Here is a 25,292-nt window from a genome sequence, read left to right on the forward strand (position 1 = left end):
TCAGGTGAACCTTGTAACTATAATCAGATCAAATACATATACAGGTGCATCAACTAGCACTTATCCTCCATGAAGAAAAACCGACCACGCTTTCTCCCAGACCGAAGGACTTTCCTGAAAGGCTTTTCCCTGGTCCTTGGCTCCACGGCACTTGGTTTCCCTTTTTTCTCGTTTGGTTCCTGCCAGTCGGGCGGCAATTCTGATTCGGGTACTGAAAACCAGGCAGACCCGCAAACCCAGGGCAACACCAAAAAACTGGGCATCGCCCTGGTGGGCCTGGGCGGCTACTCTGAGCACCAGCTGGGCCCGGCCCTCAAGGAAACCCAGCACTGCTACCTGGCGGGCATTGTGACCGGCACCCCTTCCAAGATAGACCGCTGGAAAGCCGAGTACAACATCCCCGACAAGAACATCTACAACTACCAGAACTTCGACCAGATCGCCAACAACCCAGACATTGATGTGGTGTACATTGTGCTGCCCAACGGACTGCATGCTGAGTACACCATCAGGGCGGCCAAAGCGAAAAAACACGTCATCTGCGAGAAGCCCATGGCTACCAGCGTGGAAGATGCGGTGCGCATGCTGGAGGCCTGCCGCCAAAACAACGTGCAGTTGTCCATCGGGTACCGGTTGCATTTTGAGCCCTACAACAAACGCGTGATGGAACTGGGCCAGAAACAGCTTTTTGGCAAAGTCCAGAGCATTGAGGCCAGAAACGGGTTCAACATCACCCGCTCAAACCCCAACGTCTGGCGACTGGACAAAAAACTGGCCGGGGGCGGACCGCTCATGGACATGGGCATTTACTGCGTGCAGGGCGCCTGCTATACCTTGGGAAAAGCCCCGGTGGCGGTAACAGCCCGTTTTGGCGAAGTAACCCACAAAGACTATTTTGATGAAGTGGAGCAGTCAATTTCCTGGAAAATGGAGTTTGACGACGGCACCATAGCCGATTGCAGCACCAGTTACGCCGAAGGGCAAAGCCTTTTAGCCGGCAAAGCCGAGAAAGGCTGGTGGCGCGTGGAGCCGGCTTACGCGTACTCCGGCAAAAGCGGCGAAACCAGCAAAGGCAAAATGGACTACCCCGATGTGTTTGAGCAGGCCCTGCAGATGGATGCGCAAGCCCTCAGCTTTAAGAACAACCAAAAGACCATTGTACCCGGCGAGATGGGCCTCCGCGACGTGAGAATCCTGATGGCTATCTATGAATCGGCGCGTAACAACGGCAAGCGGGTACCCATTTCCTATGCTTAAGTAACCGTTTGCTCCAGAAGTGCCTTTAAGATATTAAAACGTATAAAAATTGAATCGGGCCTGTTTTCTGTAAAACAGGCCCGATTCAATTTTTATCAGGGTTAATCAGGTTAAATGGTAGGCGTACCACCGGTTACCTGCACCGTGGAACCGGTCATATAGCTGGAGTCTTCCGAGGCTAGCAGCACGTAGATCGCCGAAAGTTCTACCGGTTGGCCGGGGCGTTTCATGGGCGTGTCTTTCCCGAAGGTTTTCACGGCTTCCTCTTTCATGGTGGCGGGAATGAGCGGGGTCCAGATCGGGCCCGGAGCCACGCAGTTCACCCGAATGCCTTTATCGGCCAGGATCTGCCCCAAGTTGGCGGTAAAGTTCTGGATGGCGCCTTTGGTGGCGGCGTAAGGCAACAGCATAGGCGAAGGCTTGTAGGCGTTCACCGAGGTGGTGTTGATGATGGTGCTGCCCGGTTTCATGTGCGGCTCGGCGGCTTTGCACAGGTAGAACATGGCGTACACGTTGGTTTTGAAAGTCTTGTCAAACTCCTCGCTGGAAATCTCCTGCATTGACTCCCGCGCCATCTGGAACGCCGCGTTGTTCACCAGAATATCAATCTGCCCGAACTCGTCTACGGCGCGTTGCACAATGGCTTTGCAGTGGGCCTCATCGGTGATGTCGCCGGGTACCAGCACGGCTTTGCGTCCGGCCTGCTCAATCCATTTGGCGGTGTCGCGGGCGTCTTCCTCTTCGTTGAGGTAAGAGATCAGCACATCGGCCCCTTCGCGCGCAAACGCAATGGCCGCCGCTTTCCCAATGCCTGAGTCGCCGCCGGTGATGATGGCTTTGCGGCCCGTCAGTTTTCCAGAGCCCTTGTAGCTCTCTTCGCCATGGTCTGGCTTTATGTTCATTTCTGATTCTTCGCCGGGCTCACTCTGCGTGGACTCGTTGAACGGCGGCTGATCAAATTTTTCCTGGGGGTCCTGCTGCTTGTTTGGATCTGAGGTTGAATTCATAGTTTCAAATTGCTTGTAGTTAAGGATCAGTTACATTCATTTTGAAACGAGAAGATGCGCAAAGGGTTAAAAACAATTCTGCAACTTCTTGCGGCTGGCACCAGAAAACCGGGCGCTGGGCGAAAACTCACTCCCAAATTGGTTTTCACCCAACGGTTAACGCTTTTCGCTTGGATTGCCTACCTTGCTTCCATGCAGCCTCTTTTTCCTACCTCCTACTCCACGTTTTGTACCTCCGCGCTGGCCTCGTATATCTCAGAGACGTACGGGCTTGGCCCGGCAACCTGCCAGTTGCTGCTGCGCGGCGTGGGCGACACCTATTTGATCAAGACGGATGCAGATTGGTTTATCCTGCGGGTGTACCGCGCCACCCACCGCTCGCTCCCGCAGATACAAGCCGAGACCACCCTGCTTCTGGCTCTGAAAAAGGCCGGGGTGTTGGTTTCTTACCCCATATTTGACCTGGCTGGGCAAGAAATTCAGGCCTTACCAGCGGCGGAAGGCACTCGCCATGCGGTGCTGTTCACCTTTGCCCCCGGCCAGTCCGTAGCGATTCTGAACCACCGGCAATTGCAACTGCTGGGCAGCCAAATGGCCAGGTTCCATACCATATCTTCCAGTACTCAACTCAATGATTCCCGCTGGACCTTTGATGTAGAGACCATGCTGGTACAGCCTTTGGAGATGGTCAAAGAGGCTTTTAATGATTTCCCCGAGGATTATGCCTGGCTTCAGGAAATCAGCCGGGAAACGCAGGACCGTCTGGCCAGCCTTAACACTTCTTCCTTCTCCAGCGGCTACTGCCACTTTGATTTCATGCCCAAGAACTTCCACTTTGAGGGAAATGAAAAGCTCACCTTCTTTGACTTTGACTTTTTTGGCCAGGGCTGGCTGGTGAATGATCTGATGACTTTCCGGGAACAGCTCTGCCTGGATGTACTTTCGGGGAGAATGACGCAAAATGCCGCAGAAATCGCTTTTGCCACGGTAGTAGAAGCCTACCGGGAACACCGTTCGCTCAGCGACGAAGAGGTAGCCGCCGTTTCGTCCCTTAGCGTGGGATTCTGGTTTTTCTACTTAGGCTTCTACGCCACCCATGACCAGTTCACGCCCCACCTGCAACCCGCCCGCCTTCAGCAACGCATGAGTTTATTCAGGCGCCTGAACGAGAAATTCTGGAATAAATAGAGGCGCTGAAACCTATCAGGTTTACTCCTGGAAAGGAGAAAGTACCCGCCAAGAGTAGACAAACGAAAAGAAGAAACGTATACTCGCACCTGAATTGGCCGCCTCAGAAGCCTCCGTCTGAAAGCTTTTAGAGGGGCGACCGTACCTTTGCGTATGACAACTCCTGTTTCTTCCTCCCCCGCACAACCAGAATTAACCAAGCTCAATCTTTGGGTGATGACCATTGCCACCGGTATGGTGGTAGCCAATCTTTATTATAACCAGCCGCTTTTGGGTAGGATTGCCGCTACGTTCCAGGTCTCCGAGGCCTCGGCGGGCAGTCTGGCCATGCTCACCCAGATTGGCTATGCCGTGGGCATGTTGTTCATTATTCCGCTGGGCGATATGCTGCGCCGCAAAAGGCTTATTATGATAGATTTTGCCGCCATTATTATTGCGCTGCTACTGGCCGGTTTCGCGGTGAACATTCAATCCTTGATGGTGGCCAGTTTCCTGATTGGGGCTACCTCGGTGGTACCGCAGTTGCTGGTGCCTATGGCCGCGCACCTGGCCAAACCCGAGGAACGGGGCCGCACTGTGGGCTTTGTGATGAGCGGCTTGCTGATTGGCATCTTGCTGTCCCGCACCGTGAGCGGATTTGTGGGCGCACACCTGGGTTGGCGGGCCATGTTCTTTATTGCGGCGGGCATGATGCTCCTGCTGTGGCTCATCCTTTATTTCCTGCTCCCCGAGGTACACCCTAATTTCAAAGGCACCTACAAGAACCTGATGAAATCTCTGGTGCATTTGATCCGGGACCAGCCAATGCTGCGGCTGGTTTCCTTACGAGGCGCTTTGTGTTACGCCTGCTTTGGGGCGTTCTGGACTACGCTGGTGTTCCTGCTGGAAGAACCGCCGTTCAACGCTGGCAGTGACGTGGCCGGACTCTTCGGGTTGATTGGAGCCGCCGGGGCACTGGCCGCCGGTTACATGGGCCGCCTAAGCGACAAAGGAAATGCCTTTACCGTTACCACCATCACCATTGGGTTGCTGGTGCTTTCTTACGTGGTGTTCGGGTTCTCCAGCCGCAGCATTATTGGACTGGTTATTGGCGTGATTTTAATGGACTTAGGCGTACAGGCTACGCACATCTCCAACCAGGCCTTTATCTTCTCTATCCTGCCGGAGGCCCGCAACCGGCTCAACACCGTCTACATGGTGACTTACTTCATCGGGGGTGCATCGGGCACTTTCCTCGCCAGCCATGCCTGGCACCTCTGGAAGTGGAACGGTGTGGTAGCCATGGGCCTTTTGTTCTCGGGGTTAGCGCTCCTGCTGCACCTGCTGTTCATGCGCTCAGAAAGCAACGCATCGCAGGCGGTGAAGCCCTCCTAGAAAGTATTTCTGTTTAGGGCCTGTTTTGCAGAAAACAGGCCCTAAACATATCTTCGAAACCACTGAGGAAACTGAGCGCAGGTGCTAGTCTCCGCCGCCGCAGTCACCACCTCCATCTCCGCCGCAATCACTATCTCCAGCATCGGAATCACTGCCTTCCCCCAGGCTGATGTATCCCATCTCGGGGGAATCCGAGGCAGGTAAGTGGCTGGCCTTTTTCAGCAACAAAATGAGGGCGATGAAAAAAAGACAACATCCCGCAAAAATCACGAACTCCATATTCTGACAGTTTAAATACGTTCTGACGTCCTTTTCCTACAACAGAATCACTTGGCTGGGGCTACCGATGGCTCACCGTACTGCTGCACTTCTACCTGGGTGTCTTTGCCGTCGCGGAGGGTTACTTTGAACAGCTGGTCATATTGGTAATCGGCTACCTCGTTGAAGGGCCTTTTGCCGCCCAGGGCTTCCACCACCGAGAGCACCGTATTGGAGTGCCCGGCTATCACCACGGTTTTGCCTTTATAATTTTCCCGGATGTTCTGCGCCAGCCCCAGGAAATCGGTGGGGTTGTACGTCTGCACGGTAAGGTTTTTGGCTTGGGCCAGGGGCTGCAGGGTTTGTTGGGTGCGCTGGTATTTGGTGGCCAGGAGTGCGGCTATTGGGGATTTCGCCAGTTTATCACGCAAGACTTCGGCACGTTTACGGCCGGCCTCTGACAAGGCAGGGTCATCGGTCATGGTGCCGTTAGAGGCGGCTTTCTCGGCGTGCCGAACCACGTAAACCACGGTTGCTTTGCCCGAAGAGGCCTTCTGGGCCAAGCAGTCAAACAAACTGAAGACCGCCAGGAAACACAACCCTAACAGGAAGAGAGACTTGATTTGTTTCATAAGGAAAGAGCATTAGCGGAATCAAGGTAGCATAATTCCGCTAATTAAAACAGCACCAGGCGGCGGCGGTTTCTTCCCTGTTTTCAGAAAACCGGCAGCAAAACCACCTAAACCGCCAGCAGTTGGTGCAACTGCGCATATTGCAGCAGCATGATGGTCTTGGCGTCTTGGATCTGGCCGGTTTCCATGAGTTGCAACGCCTGGGGGAAAGGCAACTCCAGTACCTCAATGTTTTCCTGTTCCTCGGCGTGGCCGCCGCCTTCGGTTACTTTCATGTCTTTGCTGTACTCGGCCACAAAAAAGTACAGCTTCTCGGTCACGGAGCCCGGCGACATGTATGCTTCCATCACTTTCCGCACCTCGGTCACTTTGTACCCGGTTTCTTCTTCGGTTTCGCGGCGGATGCAGTCGGTGGGGTTGTCGTTGTCCAGCAGGCCGGCGCAGGTTTCTATGAGCATGCCGTCTGGGTTGCCGTTGAGGAAGGTAGGCATCCTGAACTGGCGGGTTAAAATAACCGAGTTGCTTTGGCGGTTATAGAGAAGTATGGTGGCGCCGTTGCCCCGGTCATAGGCTTCGCGGGTTTGGGTTTCCCAGTCGCCATCGGGTTTGCGGTACTCAAACGTGACTTTGTTGAGGGTGTACCAGTTGTCAGACAGCAGTTCGGTTTTGATATTCTTTACTCGGGGCTCAGCCATAACACGTGAATTTTCTCTTATCAGATGAAGCGGCTAAAATTAGCCGAATGCTACTTTCTTTTACAGGTAGCGCCGTGGGTTTTGGGCTTGTTTTTCAGACTTCTACCCTATTTTGGGAGCATAACGAACAATCCGCGAAAATATTTAACTATAACTATATTTAATAAAAACAGTATGTAGCAGAAGTTAGATTTACTTATGCAACCTGTTATCTCTACCCAACCTTTGGCCCGCGTCTACCTGTTTGTCCTGCTGTGCCTGGTGGCTGCCGCCGGCTGTAAATCCGCCAAAACCCACTACCGCGAGGGCCTGGAGCGCGCCAGCAAAAACGATTATTCCGGAGCCGTGCGCGAGTACGATGCCGCCATTGCCAAACGCCCCGATGATGGCAGCCTTTACCGCCTCCGCGGCGTGGCCAAGTACGAGATGGAAGACTTTGACGGCGCCTACGCCGATTTCACCCAAGCCATTAACCTAGTGCCCAATGATGCCGAGTCCTACAAGTTCAGGGGCGACATCAAGCAGAACCGGGGCCAGTACCGAGAGTCCATCGCCGATTACAACCAGGCCATCCAGCACCAGCCCAACTACGCCAAGGCGTTCAACAACCGGGGCCTGAACAAAGCCCGCCTAAAAGACAACAAAGGCGCCGTACAGGATTTCAGCCAGGCCATTGCCCTGCAGGAAGATTACACCGTGGCGTACTTGAACCGCGCCAACCTACGGATGCGGCAGAAACAGTACAGCCTGGCCAAAGAAGACTATGACAAAGTCATAGCCTTAGACCCCAGCATGGTGCAGGCCTACTACAACCGCGGCGTGCTCAACCACACCCTTAGAAACCGCAAAGCCGCCTGCGCCGATTGGCAGAAAGCCTTTGAACTGGGCTCCGCCGAGGCCAATGCCCTCATTAAGCGCTACTGCAAGTAAAACATCCCACGTTAGTTGAACCATACGGCCGTTTCTGCGCCCTTTTTCTGAAAACAGCGCAGAAACGGCCTTTCTGTTCTATTTCCTACGGTGGTTTCTTTGGGGCACGGGCGCAATTAGTATATTTGGCCCCCAGAAACCGGGGCAGACCTCTTATCTGTGCGGCAGCCCTTTAATGAACCAATATGAAATTACTGGAAGGAAAGATTGCCTTAGTTACCGGCGCCTCTAAGGGCATTGGCCGGGCCATCGCGAAGAAATATGCCGAAATGGGCGCCAACGTAGCCTTCACCTATCTCTCCAGCGTGGAGAAAGGCCAAGCCCTGGAGCAGGAATTAGCCGAGTACGGCATCCAGGCCAAAGGCTACCGCTCAGATGCTTCTGATTTCGCCCAAGCCGAAGCCTTGGTAGAAGCCGTAGTAAAAGATTTCGGGAAGCTGGATGTGCTGGTGAACAACGCCGGTATCACTAAAGACGGTCTGCTGATGCGCATGTCTGAAGAGCAGTGGGATGCCGTGATCAACACCAACCTGAAATCGGTGTTCAACCTCACCAAAGCGGCCACCAAACACATGATGCGCGCCAAGAGCGGCTCCATCATCAACATGACCAGTGTAGTAGGCATCAAAGGTAACGCCGGACAGGCCAACTACGCCGCCTCTAAAGCGGGTATCATCGGGTTCACCAAATCAGTGGCATTGGAGTTAGGTTCCCGTAACATCCGCAGCAACGCCATTGCCCCGGGCTTCATTGAAACCGACATGACCGATGAACTGGACGCCAACGTGGTAGCCGAGTGGCGGAAAGCCATTCCGTTGAAGCGCGGCGGTCAGCCGGAAGACGTAGCCAACGCCGCCGTTTTCCTGGCCTCTGACCTGTCTACCTACGTAACCGGCCAAACCCTGCAGGTAGACGGCGGAATGTTAACTTAATTTGGAATAGCCTCTTGATAGAAAGCCGATGTTAGGTAAAACTGACATCGGCTTTTTTTATTCTGCACAGGCATTTCCTTTTAGTTCTTTCAAGTAGAAGCTGTAGCTGCAGGTGCTTGGTTTGTTTTTAGGGTAGTTTGGTCAAAACAGCCCATAAACAGCAAATCTGTGGCTGTTTCCCCCTGCAGTGCTGCTGATTTTTCCTTTGGCATCTCCTCCTAAGTGCGCTCAGGCCCTGATTTTATCCCTCGCTCGCCTCTGGCGAGAGTGAGTTATGTTGCGGCGTCCCGCCGCTAGGTACACGTTATAATCTACTATTCCCGCAACGCGGCCAGAGGCCGCCCGGTAACTCACACTCGCCAGAGGCGAGCGAGGATTTACTAAAACATAAGCCTTTTTCTACAGACAATCAGAAATCCTGAACTTGCCCAAATCATCAAAACTTGAAAGCTTCGTGAGCCAATGAGAACTACCGGCACAACCTTCTCTCCTTTCAGGCTTCTTTCAAGGAAAACACCCCAAAAACGTACCTTAAACAATATCCCTGCGGCTGTTCAGTTTAGAAATAAAGAAGTTAACCCAGGGAAGTCCGCGTAAATATGCCGTACTTCTTTTTATCTTGCTTCTTGATCCTGTGACTTAACTCACCGTTTGTGCAATCACTCCAACTTCATACTACGTACTCCCCCTGGTTTGCATTGCTTTGCCTAGCGGCGGGAATTGGCGTTTCCTGGTTTATGTACCGCAAAGGCGGACCCTGGCCCACGGGGCTGCGCTGGCTTCTGGCTTCGTTGCGGGCTCTGTTGGTAGCGCTGGTTTGTTTTCTGCTGCTGGAGCCGTATACCCGCCGCATCCGGCAGGAAGAAGTGAAACCCAAAGTGGTACTGGCGCTGGACAATTCCCAATCGGTGGGGCTGTTCACGTCTAAAGAAAACCTGACGCGTACCCTGCAAGGCCTGGATGCCCTGGCCGAGCGCCTCTCAGAGGAAGGCATTGAGGTGGTGCGGCAATCCTTTCAGGAGGGCGATACCGTGCTCAACTCGTTGGCGGCGGCATCCTTCCGAGCACCTGTCACCAATCTGCACGGCCTGCTGGAAAAAGGCGACCGATCTTACCGCAACCAGAACCTGGCCGCCACCGTCCTGATCTCGGACGGAATCCACAACCAGGGCCCTACTCCTACTTTCCAGACCTACGCCGCTCCCATTTATCCGATAGCCTTAGGCGATACCGTGCCCAAGCGCGATGTGGTACTGGAAGAAGTGCAATACAACAAAATCAACTACACTGGTACTTCTTTCCCGGTGATGGCGCGGGTGCGGCACAATGGGTTCAATGGCACCAGCGTGAATGTGCTGCTGCAGGAAAACGGCAAAACGGTACAGCGCAAAACCGTAGCCTTGCCCAGAGGCGGCTCTTTTGAAGCCACTTTTCAGGTTACGGCCGCCCGGCCGGGTAAAAAGCATTACGAGGTGCAGGTACAACCCTTAACCGGCGAGTTCACCAACCTGAACAACCGCCGCCATGCGTACCTGGAAGTCATCAAGGGCAAGCTGAAGATTCTGGTGGCCGCCGCCGCTCCGCACCCAGACATCAAAGCCCTGCGCAGTGCCTTGCTCACCAATCCACTCCTGGACGTGGAGGTGGTGCTGGGCCCGTTCCAGAGTCCTTCGTTCAAAACGCCCTATGACGCGGTGGTGCTGCACCAGATCCCGAACATTAATGGCGTGGGTTCTGACTGGCTGCGCCGATTGCGTTCTTCCAACGTGCCCACCTTCTACATTCTGGGCGCCCAAACCGATTACAATGCCTTCAACACCCTACAGGCCGGGGTACAGTTGAACCGTCCTTCGCCGCAGTACGATGAAGTACAACCGCTGCTGAACAATCGCTTCCGGCGTTTCTCCACCGAGCCTATCGCCCAAACCCGCATCAAATCCTGGCCCCCTACCGCTGTTACCTTCGGAGAATGGAATGTCTCCGGCGGGTCTGAAGTAGTTTTGTTTCAGCAGGTAGGCTCCGTAAGAACCACCAAACCGCTCTTGTTGTACAAAGCCACCTCCACCACCCCATCAGCCGTGCTGCTCACCGACGGCAGCTGGCAATGGCGTCTCACCGAGGCTGCGGACCACGGCACCTCCCAGATCTATGACGAGCTTATGACGCACGTGGTGCAATTGCTGGCCAACCGCCGTAACCAGAAACGCTTGCATGTGTATCCGGTAAAAGATGAGTTTGAGGTATCAGAAGGTGTAGCCCTGCAGGCCGATGTCTTCAATGCCGTCCAGGAAGAGATCTTTGGGCAGGATATTGCCGTGACTCTCACCCACGAAGGTGGCAAGCAAACCCGTCACCGGTTCAGGCATGAACAAGGCGGCGAGGGCCTGCGCCTTGGCAATTTACCGGCCGGTGTGTACCGCTACACCGCCTCGGCCAGGGTAGAAAACCAGAATTACACCGATAACGGTGAGTTTGTGGTGCAGGAACAGAACCTGGAATCACTGCTGGCCGTGGCCGATCATGGCTTGCTCCACCAAATTGCGCAACGCTCCGAAACCCGGCTGTACTACCCTACCCAACTGGCCCAACTGGAACAGGATCTACTTAAAGCCAAGTTCAAGACCGTGCTGCGCAGCCATGAAGAAGAAAAAGACCTGCTGGAACAACCCTGGTTCTATTTCCTCTTGCTGGGACTTGCCTGTAGTGAATGGGCACTGCGGCGTTTCTTCGGGACTCTATAATCAAAAAGGCCGCCCCAAACAGGCGGCCTTTTTGATTATGGCTTATGAGCCGGTGGTGGCTCCCGCGGCCGAGGAATTAACTTCCGGCGCAATAGTATCTGCCCGGTTATCAGCGGCTCCGGTTTCAAAATCTTGCGCCCGTACCGAAGGGTCCCGGTGTTCCGTGGCAGTAGGCTCCACCTCCGCTTCTTTAGGCTTAGGCCCCGAGTTACAGCTCACCAAAATCAGCAACTGCAAGGCTGCGCTCCACATGAGTATCTTTTTCATAGTTTCAGTAGTTTATGTCTTGTATAGAAAACAACTTTTAAATAGAAAGCTATTTTCTATACGAAGGAATGTATTCAGTGGCACGGTTTAAAAGCAGCGACTATAACCCACAAATTTATGCTACTTTGGTGCCTTGTATCGGAGAAGTTGATTTAAAACTAACAACTCAAGGAAAAACCAACTAGAGATAGCTTTGCTCCGTTTTAAGGCAAAGTCAAAGGACAACCTTAAAAACACCCACGTAAAAACTTCAGAATAGAGCAGAACAAACCAGGCATGGGGAACCCCTATAATCCATAAGAAGGAAGGCATACCCAGTGCATTCCCACACCTCTGGCTTACGGTGCGGTAGTTTATATAGGAATCGGCTGATATCAATCTAATGCAAAACCTCTACTTTCAACTTCTACGCCTTAGTTAGCTGGGTATTCAATCTAAAACTTGGGAAAGTATAGTTATATAAAGTAGTTTTTTGCATACTTCTGCTCAAAAAAACAACTTATCTCACTCAGAAGCACTTTAGAGAGAAGGTAAAAGTGCGTAGCTTTACTAGCTGGTTTACTTTCATCGGCACCTATTTCCCAGCTACTTACTATTAGAATGTTTTTACTGCGCTCATCCGCACTTTTTGGTTGGGAAACCTTTACGCGTACCCAAACCATTAGCCTTAAAGTTGAAGGATAGTATCCGTTACATGAAATACCCATTCCTGTTTTTTGTCTTTTTCCTTAGCTGTTTTTCGGCTTTTTCGGCCAATGAACAAGAAAACCTCCTGCAGCAACTGGATCAGGAATTAGAAAAAGAAAAGTCCTACCAAGCCCAGAAGGTTGCCCGCATTGATCGTTTCCGAGCAAAACTGAAGCAAACGAGTAGCAACTCAGAGGGCAGATACACCCTCTATGCCCAGCTGTATGAGGAGTACAAATCCTACAACTATGACTCGGCGTTTCACTACGTCACCCAATTGCAGAAACTGGCTTATTCCCTTAAAGATGTCTCTAAAATCAACGAGGCGAAAATCAGGCTAGGCTTTATTTTGCTTTCCTCGGGCATGTTCAAAGAAACCTTTGACTCCCTGGAAACCGTGAACTCAAGATTGCTCACCACCGCCAATAAGCAGGAATTCTTCGCCCTGATGGCCCGGGTGTACTATGACCTGTCTGATTTCAACAAGGACACCCACTATACCCAACGATATACTCAGGAGGGAAACCGCTACATTGACTCAGCTTTGGCGGTTTCTGCCCCAAACTCTTACACGTACTTGTATTACCGGGGATTACGCCACGCCAGAACGGCCAATATTGAGGAAGGTCTGAAGGATCTGAATAAACTTAACCAGAGGGCTGATCTGTCTTTCCATCAACGGGCGGTGGTAGCCTCCACCCTGAGCGATCTTTACCTGCGTTTGGGCCAAACGCCCAAAGCCATTCCGCTCCTGATCCAGGCCGCCATCTCTGATATCAAGTCCTCTACCAAAGAGACCTCCGCCATCCTGACCCTTGCTAACCTACTGCACGAGCAGGGCGACCTTACCAGAGCGTACAGCTATACCAAAAAAGCCTTAGCCGATGCCAACTTCTACGGGGCCCGCCACCGCAAAATTCAGGTTGGGTCTGTGTTGCCCATCATTGAGGGCGAAAGGCTTAATACCGTAGAGAACCACCGGAAAGTGTTGATCATCTACTCCGCGGTGGCTACCCTGCTCACCTTTGTAATCATCTTTTTCATCTTCGTGACGCTACGGCAACTTAAGAAACTGCGGCTGGCAAAAAAGGAAATAGACGCGGCCCACACGGTTCTGCAAGCTACCAACCAACAGCTGCAGGAAACCAACAATAAATTGCTGGAAGCGAACAAGATCAAGGAAGAATATATTGGCTATTACTTCAACATCAACTCAGATTACATTGAGAAGATTGAGAAAGTGAAAAGGGCAATTGATCAGAGCCTCACTGCCAAGAAATACGATCAACTCAAGTACATTGTCAATAATATCAATATGGCCAAGGAGCGCGAGGAGCTGTTCCTCAGCTTTGACAAAGTATTTGTGAAGCTTTTCCCTAACTTCATTCAGGAATTCAATTCGTTCTTCAAGCCCGAGGACCGGATTAAATTGCCAGATCACCAAACCCTGAACACTGACCTGCGAATCTTTGCGTTAATCCGCCTGGGAATTCATGAGAATGACAAAATCGCGAAGATCTTGGGGTACTCGGTAAATACCATTTACGCGTACAAGACCCGTATAAAGAACAAATCGGTGATCCCGAACGAGGAGTTTGAGAGACGGATGATGGAGATAAAACCAGTTTAGCTACTTATTGCGCCACAGCTGTTTTAAGGCTGATTCTGAAAAACCAGCCTTAAAAATAAAGCTCGAATCACATTTAATCATCTAAAACAAAAAGGAGGCCTCTACTGGAGCCTCCCCTTTGCTAACAAACTCAAAACAATTTTTCTATACTTTTCATTAAGGCCGTAGCACCAGTTTCTGGGTTTCACTGACGGCATCAGACTGTACGGTTACGTAATACACGCCTCCGCTTAGGTGCTGGATTGGCACAGTAACCTTAGAGGTACCTTTGGCAATTTCTTTCTGGTACAGGATTTTCCCAGCCACGTTAGAAATGGTAAGGTGAGCAACCAGACTGCCCACTCTATTTATCCCTATTTCTATTTCGTTGCCCGTGGCTGGGTTGGGAAAAACCTTGAACAACCTTCCGCTTTTGCCCGGAGCCACTTCATCAAGAATACCTGTGACAGGGGCAATCTCATTCAGGATGGCGCGGGCGGCGTCAATCTCCAGATTGGAGAAATGGGCAGAGGCGGTAGCCAGTTTCTGTTGAATGGCGGCATCGTTGGCGTGCTGCTTTCTCAATTGGTAAAGCTTGTGCACCAGCCGTAGCTCGTTCTCGCCGTATGAAACCCCGGTGTAGGCTTGTACTTTTTTCAAGTATTCAAATCCGGTTTCCAGGGTAGGCTCAAAGATGGTCCCCTCGCCGTAGTCGTTCCAGGTAACTAGCTGCACCATGTCCAGTTTGCTCTTGTGCTGGTTCAGACGGGTCAAGGTTTGGTCCAAGGTAGCACCGTTGTTGTGCGGGATGGTGAAATATCCGGTTCCTGAACCTCCTTCTTCATAGAAATCCACAAAACCCGGGTAAGCACTGCCCATTACTGTTTTCAGTTGAGGCGCCCGGTTGTTGTAAAAACTATCCAGATGGTCCAGGTGGCTTCTGTTGTCCTGATACACCCAGGCATACTCCCCATCGGCATTCACGCCCGCATCCCCGGATTCATGCCAAAGGGTGAGGAACTCAATGTCTTCTCCGCCCTCGGCCAGGATCTGTGACCATTGAGAAGGCTGCTGGAATGTAATAGGCCCGAAAATACCAACCAATGGGTCCTGGCCGGCACCGGTACGGATGTACTGGGGTTTATTGAAGTAGTTGTTTTTGAGATAGCGCAGGTTAGCCTTAGCATCCTCAATGTTCCGGCTGAACCGGTCTTCCATGATAACCCCAAACTGCATCCCAAAATCGTCTACATATGAAACAATGGCGTTGGAACTGGTTAAAAGGTCATTCACGTCTGCGTTGGAGCCCTGGGTACCGTACCAGTTGATGAGCACGCCATCAATGCCAGACAATTTCATGAGCAGCAAGTGATACTCTATCACGTCTTTATCGCGGCTGGCGTAAGGGCCAATAAGCGGGTAAAAGTGCGCTGCAATCTGCCGTTTGCCGTTGGCATCCACAATGTTGGGGTTCTTATTGTTCATGGTCCAATGCCAGCCCCACCGGCCAATGGACGCAGGTGTTTCAAACCAGGGCATGTAGTGCATGTACACTTTCATGTCATTGGTTTTGGTCACCGCCCGCTGCGCCCACCCGTGGTGAACGCTTAGCAGCAGACCCAGTATGAGTAGAATTCTGCCTTTCATACACTCTTTTGTTGATTATAACTTTAGAAACGTTTCCCTCATTCTCCTCTTGGAGGACAATCTACCACAATGACTCCTTGCAAGCATTGTCCAGGAGAACGGCCAGGGATGATTTAGGGCCGTTTTCTTTAAAACAGCCCTAAACCAGGATGTGAGCCTTGAACTTATTTTGCGGTTAGTAAGCTGATGGCTGCTCCACCGCCGGCAGCCAGTTTCAATTTGTGCTTGGTCTGCTTGTCTACCGTGATTTCCTCAATCTTGTACTCGGTTGGGTTTGTATCCCAGTGGGCAGTGGGGCCATCGCGGTAAACCCGGGCTTTGTATTTCTTTCCGTCTTCCAGAAAACTGAAGTCAATGGTTACTTCGCGTGGGTTCTCATCAGTGATGGCGCCTACAAACCAATTGCCGGTTTTGCGCTCCCTACGGGCAATGGAAACATGATCGCCAATCTCGCCGTCCAGCACAACAGATTTATCCCAATCTACCCCTACTTCTCTGATGAACTGGAAAGCGTCTATGCCTTTGTAAAACTCAGGCAAATCTGCCGCCATCTGCACAGGGCTGTAGATGACTACGTAAAGTGCCAATTGGTGCGCCAAAGTAGTTTTCACCGAATTCTTTGGTCTCAAGCCACCCAGTTTCAGGTTGAAAATACCTGGCGTATAGTCAATAGGTCCGGCCAGCATGCGGGTGAATGGCACAATAGTCAGGTGGTCGGTGGGGTTACCACCATCCGCAGACCAGGCGTTGAATTCCTGACCTCGCACGCCTTCGCCCGAGATCAGGTTAGGATAGGTTCTGCGCAAGCCGGTAGGTTTGATGGGCTCATGCACGTTGATGGCAATGTTGTACTTAGCCGCTTTCTCAAGCACCCGACGGTGGTGGTTCACCATCCACTGCCCGAAGTGGTGCTCCCCTTCCGGGATAAGCTTGCCCACGTAGCCTAATTTAGCGGTATTAATACCGTACTTGTTCATGAGTTGATACGCCGCGTCCAGGTTCTTCTCATAGTTTAGCGGCGAAGCCGACGTTTCATGATGCATGATCATCTCCACGCCTTTGCTTTTGGCATATCGTGTAACTTCGGCCAAATCATAGTCTTTGTATGGAGTGGTAAAGTCAAAGGCGTTCTCTCTTCTGGCGTTATCGGTCCAGCGGTCCCAGCCGGTATTCCAGCCCTCCACCAGTACACCTTTCAGGTTGTTGGCAGCGGCGAAGTCAATGTATCTTTTGGTGTTGGCGGTGGTGGCACCGTGACGCCCGCCTTCCATGTCCCAGCCAGATTTTTCCAGGTGCATCTCCCACCAGATACCGTTGTACTTCATGGGGTGCACGTATGGCACCGCTCCCAATTTGTTTGGCTCGTTCAGGTTCAGCACCAGTTTGGATTCGATCAGGTCACCGGCTCTATCGGCCACCTGGATGGTACGCCAAGGGGTGTCAAATGGAGCCGTACGCTTCACGGCATACCCGTATCGGTCTGATTTTACCAAGGAACTGGAAAAAGACAGATTGCTGGTGTCGGCCAATAGCGTCATGCTGGCGTAATCGGTTAGGTTGGCTTCGTGAATGCTCAGGTACAGGCCATCGGTGGTTTTCAGGGTGAAAGGCGTGTGCACAGAATTTTCCGGAATGCTGGTAAACGCCAGGGTAGGATCTCCTTTAGACGGGGCATTGATCCTGGAAATTGGTGTGTGGTTATACACGTGTTCATAACTGTCCCAATCGCCGGGTGTCCACCAGGACTGGTGATCTCCCGTCATTTTGAACTGAGTGTTTTCCTGCGCGATGATCACCTCTTTCAGGTTCTCCTGCACCGGAAAGGAGTACCGGAAGCCCACACCGTCGTCATACACCCTAAAAGTCACGTTGATCTGGCGCTTCAAGTTGGTCTCTTCCTGTAATTCCACCACAATCTCTTTGTAGTTATTGACTACCTGTGCCTGCTCGCCCCAAGGCATGTCCCAGGTCTCGTTTTTAGAACTGGTGCGGGTATTTACCACTTTGAAGTTTTCTTTCAAAGCCGGTCCATCTTTCAGACCAAAGCCCATCAATGAAGTGTCAATGGCTTTTTTATTCTTGAAGGACACCTGGTACGCAGGTTGCTTGGAAGGAGTCAGAAAGAACTCCAACGTAATGTTACCAGAGGGAGAAGTAACTTTTGACAAAGAAGTGTTGCCCTTTTCTGCCATAGGAACTGACTTTGTACTACAGGACCATCCGCAGGCAAGTGCAATAAGTAAAATGAAGGGTTTCCAAAGGTGAAGTATTCTCATTCCTTCTAAATTGTTAGTGGGTAAGGGGGTTGAAAATGGGGGCAAAATGCTCTTTGATAGAACGAAGAGGCACCTGCCCAATGTTTATTTTGGGCTTGTTTCCATGAAAACAAGCCCAAAATGGATTTTCAAGGCAAACGGGTGCCCTGTACCCTGCTTGCAAGGCAAAAAGTAGGTTTTTAAAGCAGCGAAGGTCCTTTGGCAGTTGCAAAGCCCTTCGCTGCTGTCTCCATAAATAGATGGTTTTTAAATGGTTTGGAAAGTGGGTTAGTTACTCACAATGTTCAGCGTTTTGGCATCCGTCACGCCGTTGATGGAGAGGGTGATGTCATAGGTTCCGCCGGTAGCCACCAGGAAGTTCTCGTTGGTTCCCGGATTGCTGATCTTACCGCTGGTGAAGGCCTCACCGGTACGGGCCAGATTATTGTTGTAGAAGAACATGAGACCACCCCAGGTGCCGTTTTCCAGAATCACGAACTCACGGCCCTCAATTAAGCGTACGTCCTCCCATGTCCAGGTGTAGGTGTTTCCGTTCAGGGTTGGCAGCTTCACCTCATACGGCTCATTCCAGGCACCCTCTGCCCCAGAAGGCAGGTAATACGCATTCCCGAAGAAACCCACCTGGGTATTGGCGTAGTTGATAAGCAGATCGCCGGTTCTGATTTTTGTTTCCTTCCAGGCCCCAGTAGCAGCCGTGTATTTTAGGCGAACCGTGAACATGCCGTTATCATGGTTGGGAATGTTGTCTGTGTAATATCCAATGTTATTTATTCTGGTATCCCAGGCTACCCCGTAGTTGGGCACGCCAAAGTTGGTGAAAGTGACAATGTTGTTATCATTGAACACCTCCCATCCGTTGCCAATTCTGTACCGATAACCGGCAGCCCCTTTCAAAGGAATGTTTTTGGCTTCAAATACCGTAGAATCTTTAGAAGTATACACCATGGGCAAGGCGGTACTGGTGGCCCATTGGCCAGGAGTAGCATCCCCAATGATATTGCCTTGGACTCTTACCATTCTGAAAGTCTTGTCATTAGAGTTCACAAAAACGTAGTACAGGCCTTCATCGGTCACCTGAATAGCCGGAGCATTTGCCTCTAAGGTGCCATAGATGAATTCATCTGTGAAACCGGTGTGCCCGGCACTGGTTCCTACGCCACGGGTACCCCCGCCTACTGCGCCATATACCGTACTCACTCCTTCTTTTGCCTCAGTAAACTGAAGGGTACTGTTGGCCCCTACGTACATGAACTGGCCGTAAATGCCCGGCATGTTATTGACTTTAGCTCCTTTACCGGGATCCAGTACGGCCCGGTTCATACGGGCAGTAGGATCAGTTGCCGCGGAGGCAATGGTGTTAGAGCCATACACGTACATTCCTTCCAGTTTAGGTTCCAGAGGCACCCCATCCGGGATCTCGTTCTCTTCAAAGCAGGAGAAGAGCGTAAAAGATAGAAGCGTGAGCAGAAGAAACTGCTTCAACTGTATTTTAAACATATAGATCTTTCTATTGATGTTTCTGATTAGTCTTGAAACCTTTGATTAGTACCCGGTGCTGCGGACCATATTAGGATTACTGTTCAACTCCTGTAAAGGAATTGGATAGTAGTAATCGCGGGCTTGGAAGATAACTGGTCCGGTCTGGGTTTTGTAGCGCACGTTGTATTTCAGAACCTCCTCTTCCACAATACCCCAGCGTACGATGTCATACCAGCGATGGCCTTCGGCAAAGAGCTCCTTAAAGCGCTCTTCCCTTATGATACCCTGCAAGGCGGTTCCAGTCAGGTTCTGCAAATCAACAGACGGTTGCGGCGTATTAGGATTAAGGTTGTAAGCTCTTCTGCGTACTTTGTTCACGTATTCCAGCGCCACGGCATCATTTCCTAAATTATTCATCACCTCGGCATACATCAGGTACACATCCGCCAGGCGCATGATAATGATGTTGGTGCCGCTGTTCCGGTTAGTGGTGTTCACGGAGTAGTCCTGCGGAACATATTTCCGGAAGCTGTGACCGGTCATGTTGAATTCGCTCACTCCAGCGGGCTTCATGCTTCCATCATCAGTAGCAACCAGGTCTGCCGGATCATAGGTAGCAATTCTGAGGCGTGGATCTGTACCGAACCGTTCAATATTCACTGCGTGCGGCGTTACGTTGCTCCAGCCTCTGCCCGGAGGAGCCAATGACAGTGCAATGCCAGAGCCAAGCCCGTTTTCCCAGATGTTCTGCTGCATGTCTACGGTGTAATTTAACTCCCACAGAGACTCAGAACTAAACTCGTTTTTGCCCTGGAACAGGTCATTGTACCGCTCAAATGGCACCAGTGCGTAGTTGGAGTTATTGATGATTTCCTCAAAATAAGGTCTGGCCAAGGCGTCTTCCCCCATGTACAGGTACACTTGCCCCAGAAAACCCTTCGCAGCAAACTTGTTTACTCGAGCAATGTTGTTGGCATCCCAGGAAGGAGGCAGAGCGGCTTCAGCTGCTTTGAAATCAGCCAAAATCTGGTTGTATATTTGCTCTACTGTGGCTCTGGGCTGCATCAGTTCCTCGCGAGTGGTGGCTACTTTCAGGATCAGCGGTACAGCCAGCACCGTTTTGTTTCTGTCATAGGTAGACTCACCCCAAAGCCTTACCAGGTGGAAGTATGCAAATGCTCTCAGGAACTGCGCCTGTCCTACAATCTGGTCTAACCGCTCACGGGTAGCCGCATTGGGGTTGTTGGCTTCAATGAACTTGGGTGCATTTTCCAGGACGTCATTGGCGCGGGCTATAACTCTGTACCAGCCTCTCCAGGCTACGAGTACGTTCCCGTCGCCCACGGTTACTTCGTTTCGGGCTTGAGCATTCCAGTAATCAGACTCATGAGGCAGTGCCAGCAAGGTCTCCACGTAGAACGTTTGCCCATATAAGTCTAAGCTTTTCACGGCTGAATAAACCGAGTTCAGGGCCAGATCAAAGTTCTCCACCTTGGAGTAAAAATTACCGGAACTCAGCTCATTCTCATTCTGCACATCCAGGAAGTCATCTTCAGAACAACTGCTGAAGCAAGCCGCTACCGTGAGAAACGTAAATACAAATCTTTTTATGTTCTTCATTTTAATTCTTCTGTTTAGGAATTGCCCTGCTTAAAACTTCACTTCTAACCCGCCGGTCACGGTACGCACCTGTGGATACATGCCATAGTCAATGCCCCGACTGATGTTGGAACCGGCAATCTCCGGATCAAGGCCAGAATATTTAGTGAAAGTCAGGATGTTGTTGGCGTTCAGGAAAATTCTCACGCCGCTCAGGCGTACTGGAGTTAAGACTCTTGCCGGAACATTGTAGCCAATCTGGATATTCCGCAGTTTCAGGTAAGAACCGTCTTCAATAAAATAAGAAGAGGGTCTGCTGAAGTTACCGTTAGGGTCACTCCCAATGTTTCTGGGGTTTTTGGTGTGGTTTTCGGGAGTCCAGGCCTCAAAGATATCTGTAGTGGTGTTGTAGTCACCGTAGAAGTTGCGTGCGTACGCTTTGTTGGCATTGAATACATCTACTCCTTGAACTCCCTGAAACTGTAGCGCAATGTCTAATGATTTGTTGAAGACCACGCCAATATTGAAGGCGTATGTCATTTTTGGCCACGGATTACCAAGGATTACACGGTCATCTACTGTAATTTCTCCGTCGCCGTTGATGTCACGGTACATGAAATCGCCGGGACCGGTACCAGCCTCCTGGTAGATACCATCTGGGGCCCAAGTATTAACAGCGTACACATCGGCGGGAGAGTTCAGCATTTGCTGCACTTCATAGCCGTAGAAGCTTGAAACAGGTAGGCCTGCCACAGTTCTGGTCATTCCTCCAATTACCCCGGCACCACCGCCAATGATTTCTCCGCCTTCGCCCAGGTAGGTCAATTCATTTTTCATGAAAGAGGTGTTTCCGCTCACGTTGATGTCAAACTTGCGGAAGGTGGTGGTGTAGCCTAACTCCAGGTCAACTCCTCTGTTGCGCATGGTCCCGATGTTGATGGGCGGGTTTACTGGGTATTGATTATGCACGGCCACTCCCACGGAGGTTGGCAATGGCACAGAGAACAACAAATCTTTGGTGTCTTTGATGTAGTAATCAAACGAGAATCTAAGCTTGTTCTGGAAAGCGGTAAGGTCTAAACCTATGTCATGCATGGTCACTTCTTCCCACTTCACTTCCTCGTTCGGGAATCGGCTGATGAAGAATCCGGCTACTCTATTCTGGCCGGCAGCATCAAAGGCGTAAGAATCAAACTGCGAGGTGTAGGTCTTCAACCATCCGTAGGCCGGAATAGCGTCAGATCCCAAGGTACCCGTGCTCGCTCTTACTTTTAAAGTAGTGATGTAAGGTACATTCTGGAAGAATTTTTCATTTGAAATTACCCAACCTGCCGAGAATGAAGGGAATACGCCCCACGCATTCTTAGGTCCGAACGCCGGCACAGAGGCATCTCTCCTGATATTGGCTTCAAACAGATATTTCTCATTGAAATTGTAGCTCAAGCGCCCGAACTGGGAAAGTGTTCTGGCCATGTAGCGGTTCTGGCGGTCTGTGGTGTTAAAGGTACCGGTAGCCAGATTTAAGCTCCAGGCCACATCTACTGGAAACTGATTCCCTGTCACGTTAAAATGGGTGGTTTTGTATTGAGTTGCCTCGTAACCGCCCATTAGCTTGAAGTTATGCTTGCCAAACGATCTTTCGTAAGTACCCAAAAAGAAACCGGTAAGGCTTTCATCTTTGGCACTGCTATAGGTTAAAGCAGCATTAGGATTAGCGAAAGCCCCGTAATTGAAAGCTTCAAAGAACTGCTCTCCCATGTAACCGGTATACCCATATCCCACGGTTCCTCTTAAGGTAAGCCCCGCCAAAGGAGTAGCTTCCAGGTACATGTTACCATCCAGGCGATTGTAACTGCGGGTTTCATGTTGCTGGTATTGGGTAGCCACCGGGTTTGGTCCTTGGAAGAAAGCCGGACCTCTACCCCAGCCGCCAAACTGGTTTGTCTCATCCCGCACAGGCATTATGGGCAAAGAACGGTAAGGAATACCCCCAGAATAGTTCTCGTTGAAGTTATTGATTGGGTCTTCAATCACTTTAGATAATAGCGCGCTTTCACCTAGTTTCAGCCATTTGGTGAGTTTGAAGTCTGAGTTGATTCTGGCGCTTAGCCTTTTGTAGGTATTTTTAAGAAGTAGCCCATTTTCATCATCATACCCCAAAGACATATAGAAATTAGAATTGTCATCTCCTTTGGAGAGGGAAAAATCATAAGACTGAATCATGCCGCTACCACCATAGTACTCATTAATCCAATCGGTATCAGGATTATTGGGGTTGTCTAAGATGGCGTAAGGCGTTTGTCCGGCGTTGACCATCGCCTGCTTCTTATATTTGACGTAGTCTGCGCCTCTAAGAAGCTCAGGCAATTCAATGGGAGATCTTCTTCCTACAGATGCTTTGAAGTTAGCCTGCAGTTTGCCTTTCCCCCTTTTGGTTGTTACCAAAATAACCCCATGGGCCGCTTTGGCACCATAGATGGCGGCAGAAGCAGCGTCTTTCAAGATCTCAATGGACTCCACATCCTCGATGTTGAAGTGGTTACCCGGCCCCATCCTGATACCGTCTACTACCCACAGCGGCTCAGTATTATTTATAGAACCAACCCCTCTGATGTGGATGGTAGGTGCCTGCCCCGGTGCTCCCCCGTTCTGGGTAATATTCACCCCTGCGGCCTGCCCTTGTAAGGCCTGGTCAATACGGGTGAGCGATTTGTTTTCCAATGCTTCCGTTTTAACAGAAGAAATAGAGCCTGTAACGTTAGACCTCTTCTGAACGCCGTAACCTACTACCACAACCTCATCAAGCACATCGGCCTGAGAAGAAAGAGCTACATTGATTTGTGATCTTCCGTTTACCGGAACCCGTTGGGTGGCGTACCCAATGTACGAGACCACCAGCACCGAATTAGTGGCACTGGGAACCGTGATGCTGAACAGGCCATTGGCATCTGTGGCCGTGGCAGTGGTGGCACCTTCCACCGACACCGTTACGCCAATAAGAGCCTCTCCGGTGTTGGCATCGGAGGCTCTTCCTGTTACTGTTAAACCTTGGGTTGGTACCTGTACACGCATGTCGGCCATGGCAGTAAAGCCCACCATGACCAAAAGCGCGACTACCAAACTACACACTCCATAGAATTGCTTCATTGGTCTCTTTCTGTTTTTGTCTGTTAAAGATGATTGATATGAAATGCTGATGCTCCGTTGGCAGAAAACCGATAATCTGTCTCATTACGTTGGTGTACTAATACTCAGCCGCAGGTCTGTAATTGACAAACTGTTAATAATTCTTCTACCAGAGCTACCTTTTTTACACAAAGAAAATTTTAACCTATACTAACTTCAATAATTATATAAATAGTATAGAAAATATAGACTAAAACGACAGGTAATAAATTGACAGTTAATGAGTTAATAAAATCAAAAATATAGATTCCTTATTTATAGATTAGACAATATCATAGAGCTTAAAACGTCAATTTTTAGAATATTACCATTAAACCACCTCCACCATTATTCATTTCGCAATCATGCAAAACACTCTTTAACCCTAAGCTTAGCATATATCATGCTTTCCCTTTTACTCTTCAAGATTAGGTCAGCAACTCACCTTCAACAGGCCAAGTTTGCAGAACAGGTAAGGTGCCCAAAAGCATTTTCCTTGAATGAACTACTCAGATATGAAAGGCATGGGCAATGAACAGACAGGTATTTGTTTTCTAATTTACACCTATCGGTTTTCAAGGTCCTTTCTAGAAAAAAAGCCTAAAACAAACCAAAGCCGTACCTTTGCCTAACCATAAGCATTATCCCCTTGATCTACCTGCTCCTCAACAAACCCTATGAAGTTCTCACCCAGTTTACAGATGAGAACAACCGCCGCACCCTGAAAGACTTTGTGCAGGTACCTAATGTGTATCCCGTAGGCAGGCTTGATTATGACAGCGAAGGCCTGGTTTTACTCACCGACGACAAGCAACTCCAGCACCGCCTCTCAGATCCTAAATTCAAGGTGGAGAAGACCTATTGGGTGCAGGTGGAGGGAGTTCCAACAGAAGAAGCCTTGGACCAGTTAGAACGGGGCGTGCTCATCCAGGGCAAGAAAACCACGCCCGCCAAAGCAAGACTATTGGAGAATGTCACGTTTTGGGAACGCTCCAAACCCATCCGGTTCCGGGCCAACATTCCTACTACGTGGGTGGAAATCAAAATCTCACAAGGTATGAACCGGCAGGTGCGCAAGATGACCGCAGCCGTAGGGTTTCCAACGCTTCGGTTGGTACGGGTAGCCATTGGCCCGCTGCAACTAGGAGATCTGCAGCCGGGTGAGTACCGGGAGTTGACATCAGAGGAAGTGAAGCAACTGAAAGGCTTGGCAAAGCCGGTGAATACGTTTGTAAGGCCCTACAAGAAAAGGTAGCGTCGTTACGGTGTAACGACGTGGTGCTACGAAGCTACCTTGTTCCAAATATCCCTGTCGCCATCTCTGCCACAGGAAGTTACATCAGAAGTGAGCCTTTAAATTTCATAAAAGCAAGGCGTTACGGTGTAACGCCGCTACGTTTTGGCTTCCTTTTTCTGAAAAACAAGTCAAAAACGCAGACTTGCATGACATTGTCCGTCAATTGTTCGTATAGAAAAACTTATTGCTTTTGCCAGAAATGACATTGTGTCACAAATGAAGGCAAATCCGGCCTTGGCACATGTCTTGTTA

18 protein-coding genes are annotated in these 25,292 nt (G+C 50.6%); 8 read left to right on the forward strand and 10 right to left on the reverse strand.

Annotated elements, in window-relative coordinates; genetic code table 11:
• Positions 1–69: 69 nt before the first annotated feature.
• On the forward strand, positions 70–1,257 hold the full coding sequence (locus JT719_RS07810; RefSeq protein WP_207432240.1) for a Gfo/Idh/MocA family protein: 1,188 nt from the start codon (positions 70–72) through the stop codon (positions 1,255–1,257).
• Positions 1,258–1,367: 110 nt separating this feature from the next.
• Here JT719_RS07810 and JT719_RS07815 read toward each other — a convergent pair whose 3' ends face one another.
• Complete coding sequence (locus JT719_RS07815) at positions 1,368–2,264, reverse strand: SDR family oxidoreductase (protein ID WP_207432242.1); 897 nt, start codon at positions 2,262–2,264, stop codon at positions 1,368–1,370.
• A 192-nt stretch (positions 2,265–2,456) separates the two neighbouring features.
• On the opposite strand from JT719_RS07815, the gene JT719_RS07820 reads away from it, so the two are divergent.
• Positions 2,457–3,452, forward strand: coding sequence for a phosphotransferase enzyme family protein (locus tag JT719_RS07820; RefSeq protein WP_207432244.1), 996 nt, complete (start codon positions 2,457–2,459; stop codon positions 3,450–3,452).
• Positions 3,453–3,605: 153 nt separating this feature from the next.
• Positions 3,606–4,826, forward strand: a complete 1,221-nt coding sequence (locus tag JT719_RS07825; RefSeq protein WP_207432246.1) for an MFS transporter — start codon at positions 3,606–3,608, stop codon at positions 4,824–4,826.
• An 84-nt stretch (positions 4,827–4,910) separates the two neighbouring features.
• Here the strand turns inward: JT719_RS07825 and JT719_RS07830 are convergent, their stop codons facing one another.
• From JT719_RS07830 to nudK, 3 genes are all read right to left on the reverse strand, one after another.
• The gene (locus tag JT719_RS07830; protein ID WP_207432249.1) at positions 4,911–5,105 is read right to left on the reverse strand and encodes a hypothetical protein; all 195 of its coding nucleotides are present in this window, start codon (positions 5,103–5,105) and stop codon (positions 4,911–4,913) included.
• 47 nt (positions 5,106–5,152) lie between these two features.
• Positions 5,153–5,716 carry a SixA phosphatase family protein gene (locus tag JT719_RS07835; RefSeq protein WP_207432251.1) on the reverse strand — a complete coding sequence of 188 codons (564 nt, stop codon included), beginning with the start codon at positions 5,714–5,716 and terminating at the stop codon, positions 5,153–5,155.
• 107 nt (positions 5,717–5,823) lie between these two features.
• Entirely contained in the window at positions 5,824–6,411 is a 588-nt protein-coding gene (nudK, locus tag JT719_RS07840) for a GDP-mannose pyrophosphatase NudK (RefSeq protein WP_207432253.1), read from the reverse strand.
• A gap of 198 nt (positions 6,412–6,609) precedes the next feature.
• Between nudK and JT719_RS07845 the strand changes: the two genes are divergently transcribed.
• The 3 genes from JT719_RS07845 to JT719_RS07855 all read left to right on the forward strand — a co-directional run bounded on the left by JT719_RS07845 (position 6,610) and on the right by JT719_RS07855 (position 11,014).
• Complete coding sequence (locus JT719_RS07845) at positions 6,610–7,341, forward strand: tetratricopeptide repeat protein (protein ID WP_207432255.1); 732 nt, start codon at positions 6,610–6,612, stop codon at positions 7,339–7,341.
• A 185-nt stretch (positions 7,342–7,526) separates the two neighbouring features.
• A complete protein-coding gene (gene fabG, locus JT719_RS07850) occupies positions 7,527–8,273 on the forward strand; it encodes a 3-oxoacyl-[acyl-carrier-protein] reductase (protein WP_207432257.1) in 747 nt (248 codons plus the stop codon).
• 653 nt (positions 8,274–8,926) lie between these two features.
• Complete coding sequence (locus JT719_RS07855; protein WP_207432259.1) at positions 8,927–11,014, forward strand: vWA domain-containing protein; 2,088 nt, start codon at positions 8,927–8,929, stop codon at positions 11,012–11,014.
• A 42-nt stretch (positions 11,015–11,056) separates the two neighbouring features.
• On the opposite strand, the gene JT719_RS07860 is transcribed toward JT719_RS07855, so the two are convergent.
• A complete protein-coding gene (locus JT719_RS07860; protein ID WP_207432261.1) occupies positions 11,057–11,281 on the reverse strand; it encodes a hypothetical protein in 225 nt (74 codons plus the stop codon).
• A gap of 694 nt (positions 11,282–11,975) precedes the next feature.
• Here JT719_RS07860 and JT719_RS07865 point away from each other — a divergent pair.
• On the forward strand, positions 11,976–13,598 hold the full coding sequence (locus JT719_RS07865; protein WP_207432262.1) for a DUF6377 domain-containing protein: 1,623 nt from the start codon (positions 11,976–11,978) through the stop codon (positions 13,596–13,598).
• Between the two features lie 156 nt (positions 13,599–13,754).
• Here JT719_RS07865 and JT719_RS07870 read toward each other — a convergent pair whose 3' ends face one another.
• From JT719_RS07870 to JT719_RS07890, 5 genes are all read right to left on the reverse strand, one after another.
• On the reverse strand, positions 13,755–15,224 hold the full coding sequence (locus tag JT719_RS07870; protein WP_207432263.1) for a T9SS type A sorting domain-containing protein: 1,470 nt from the start codon (positions 15,222–15,224) through the stop codon (positions 13,755–13,757).
• Between the two features lie 164 nt (positions 15,225–15,388).
• Positions 15,389–17,416: a glycoside hydrolase family 97 protein gene (locus JT719_RS07875; RefSeq protein WP_207432264.1), complete on the reverse strand. Its 2,028-nt coding sequence runs from the start codon at positions 17,414–17,416 to the stop codon at positions 15,389–15,391.
• Between the two features lie 351 nt (positions 17,417–17,767).
• On the reverse strand, positions 17,768–18,997 hold the full coding sequence (locus tag JT719_RS07880) for a hypothetical protein (protein ID WP_207432265.1): 1,230 nt from the start codon (positions 18,995–18,997) through the stop codon (positions 17,768–17,770).
• A 45-nt stretch (positions 18,998–19,042) separates the two neighbouring features.
• On the reverse strand, positions 19,043–20,599 hold the full coding sequence (locus JT719_RS07885) for a RagB/SusD family nutrient uptake outer membrane protein (protein ID WP_207432266.1): 1,557 nt from the start codon (positions 20,597–20,599) through the stop codon (positions 19,043–19,045).
• Positions 20,600–20,629: 30 nt separating this feature from the next.
• A complete protein-coding gene (locus JT719_RS07890; protein ID WP_207432267.1) occupies positions 20,630–23,725 on the reverse strand; it encodes a SusC/RagA family TonB-linked outer membrane protein in 3,096 nt (1,031 codons plus the stop codon).
• Positions 23,726–24,392: 667 nt separating this feature from the next.
• Between JT719_RS07890 and JT719_RS07895 the strand changes: the two genes are divergently transcribed.
• Positions 24,393–24,998, forward strand: a complete 606-nt coding sequence (locus JT719_RS07895; protein ID WP_207432268.1) for a pseudouridine synthase — start codon at positions 24,393–24,395, stop codon at positions 24,996–24,998.
• The last annotated feature ends 294 nt before the right edge of the window (positions 24,999–25,292 follow it).

Source organism: Sabulibacter ruber, assembly GCF_017355955.1.
Lineage (GTDB): Bacteria > Bacteroidota > Bacteroidia > Cytophagales > Hymenobacteraceae > Nibribacter > Nibribacter ruber_A.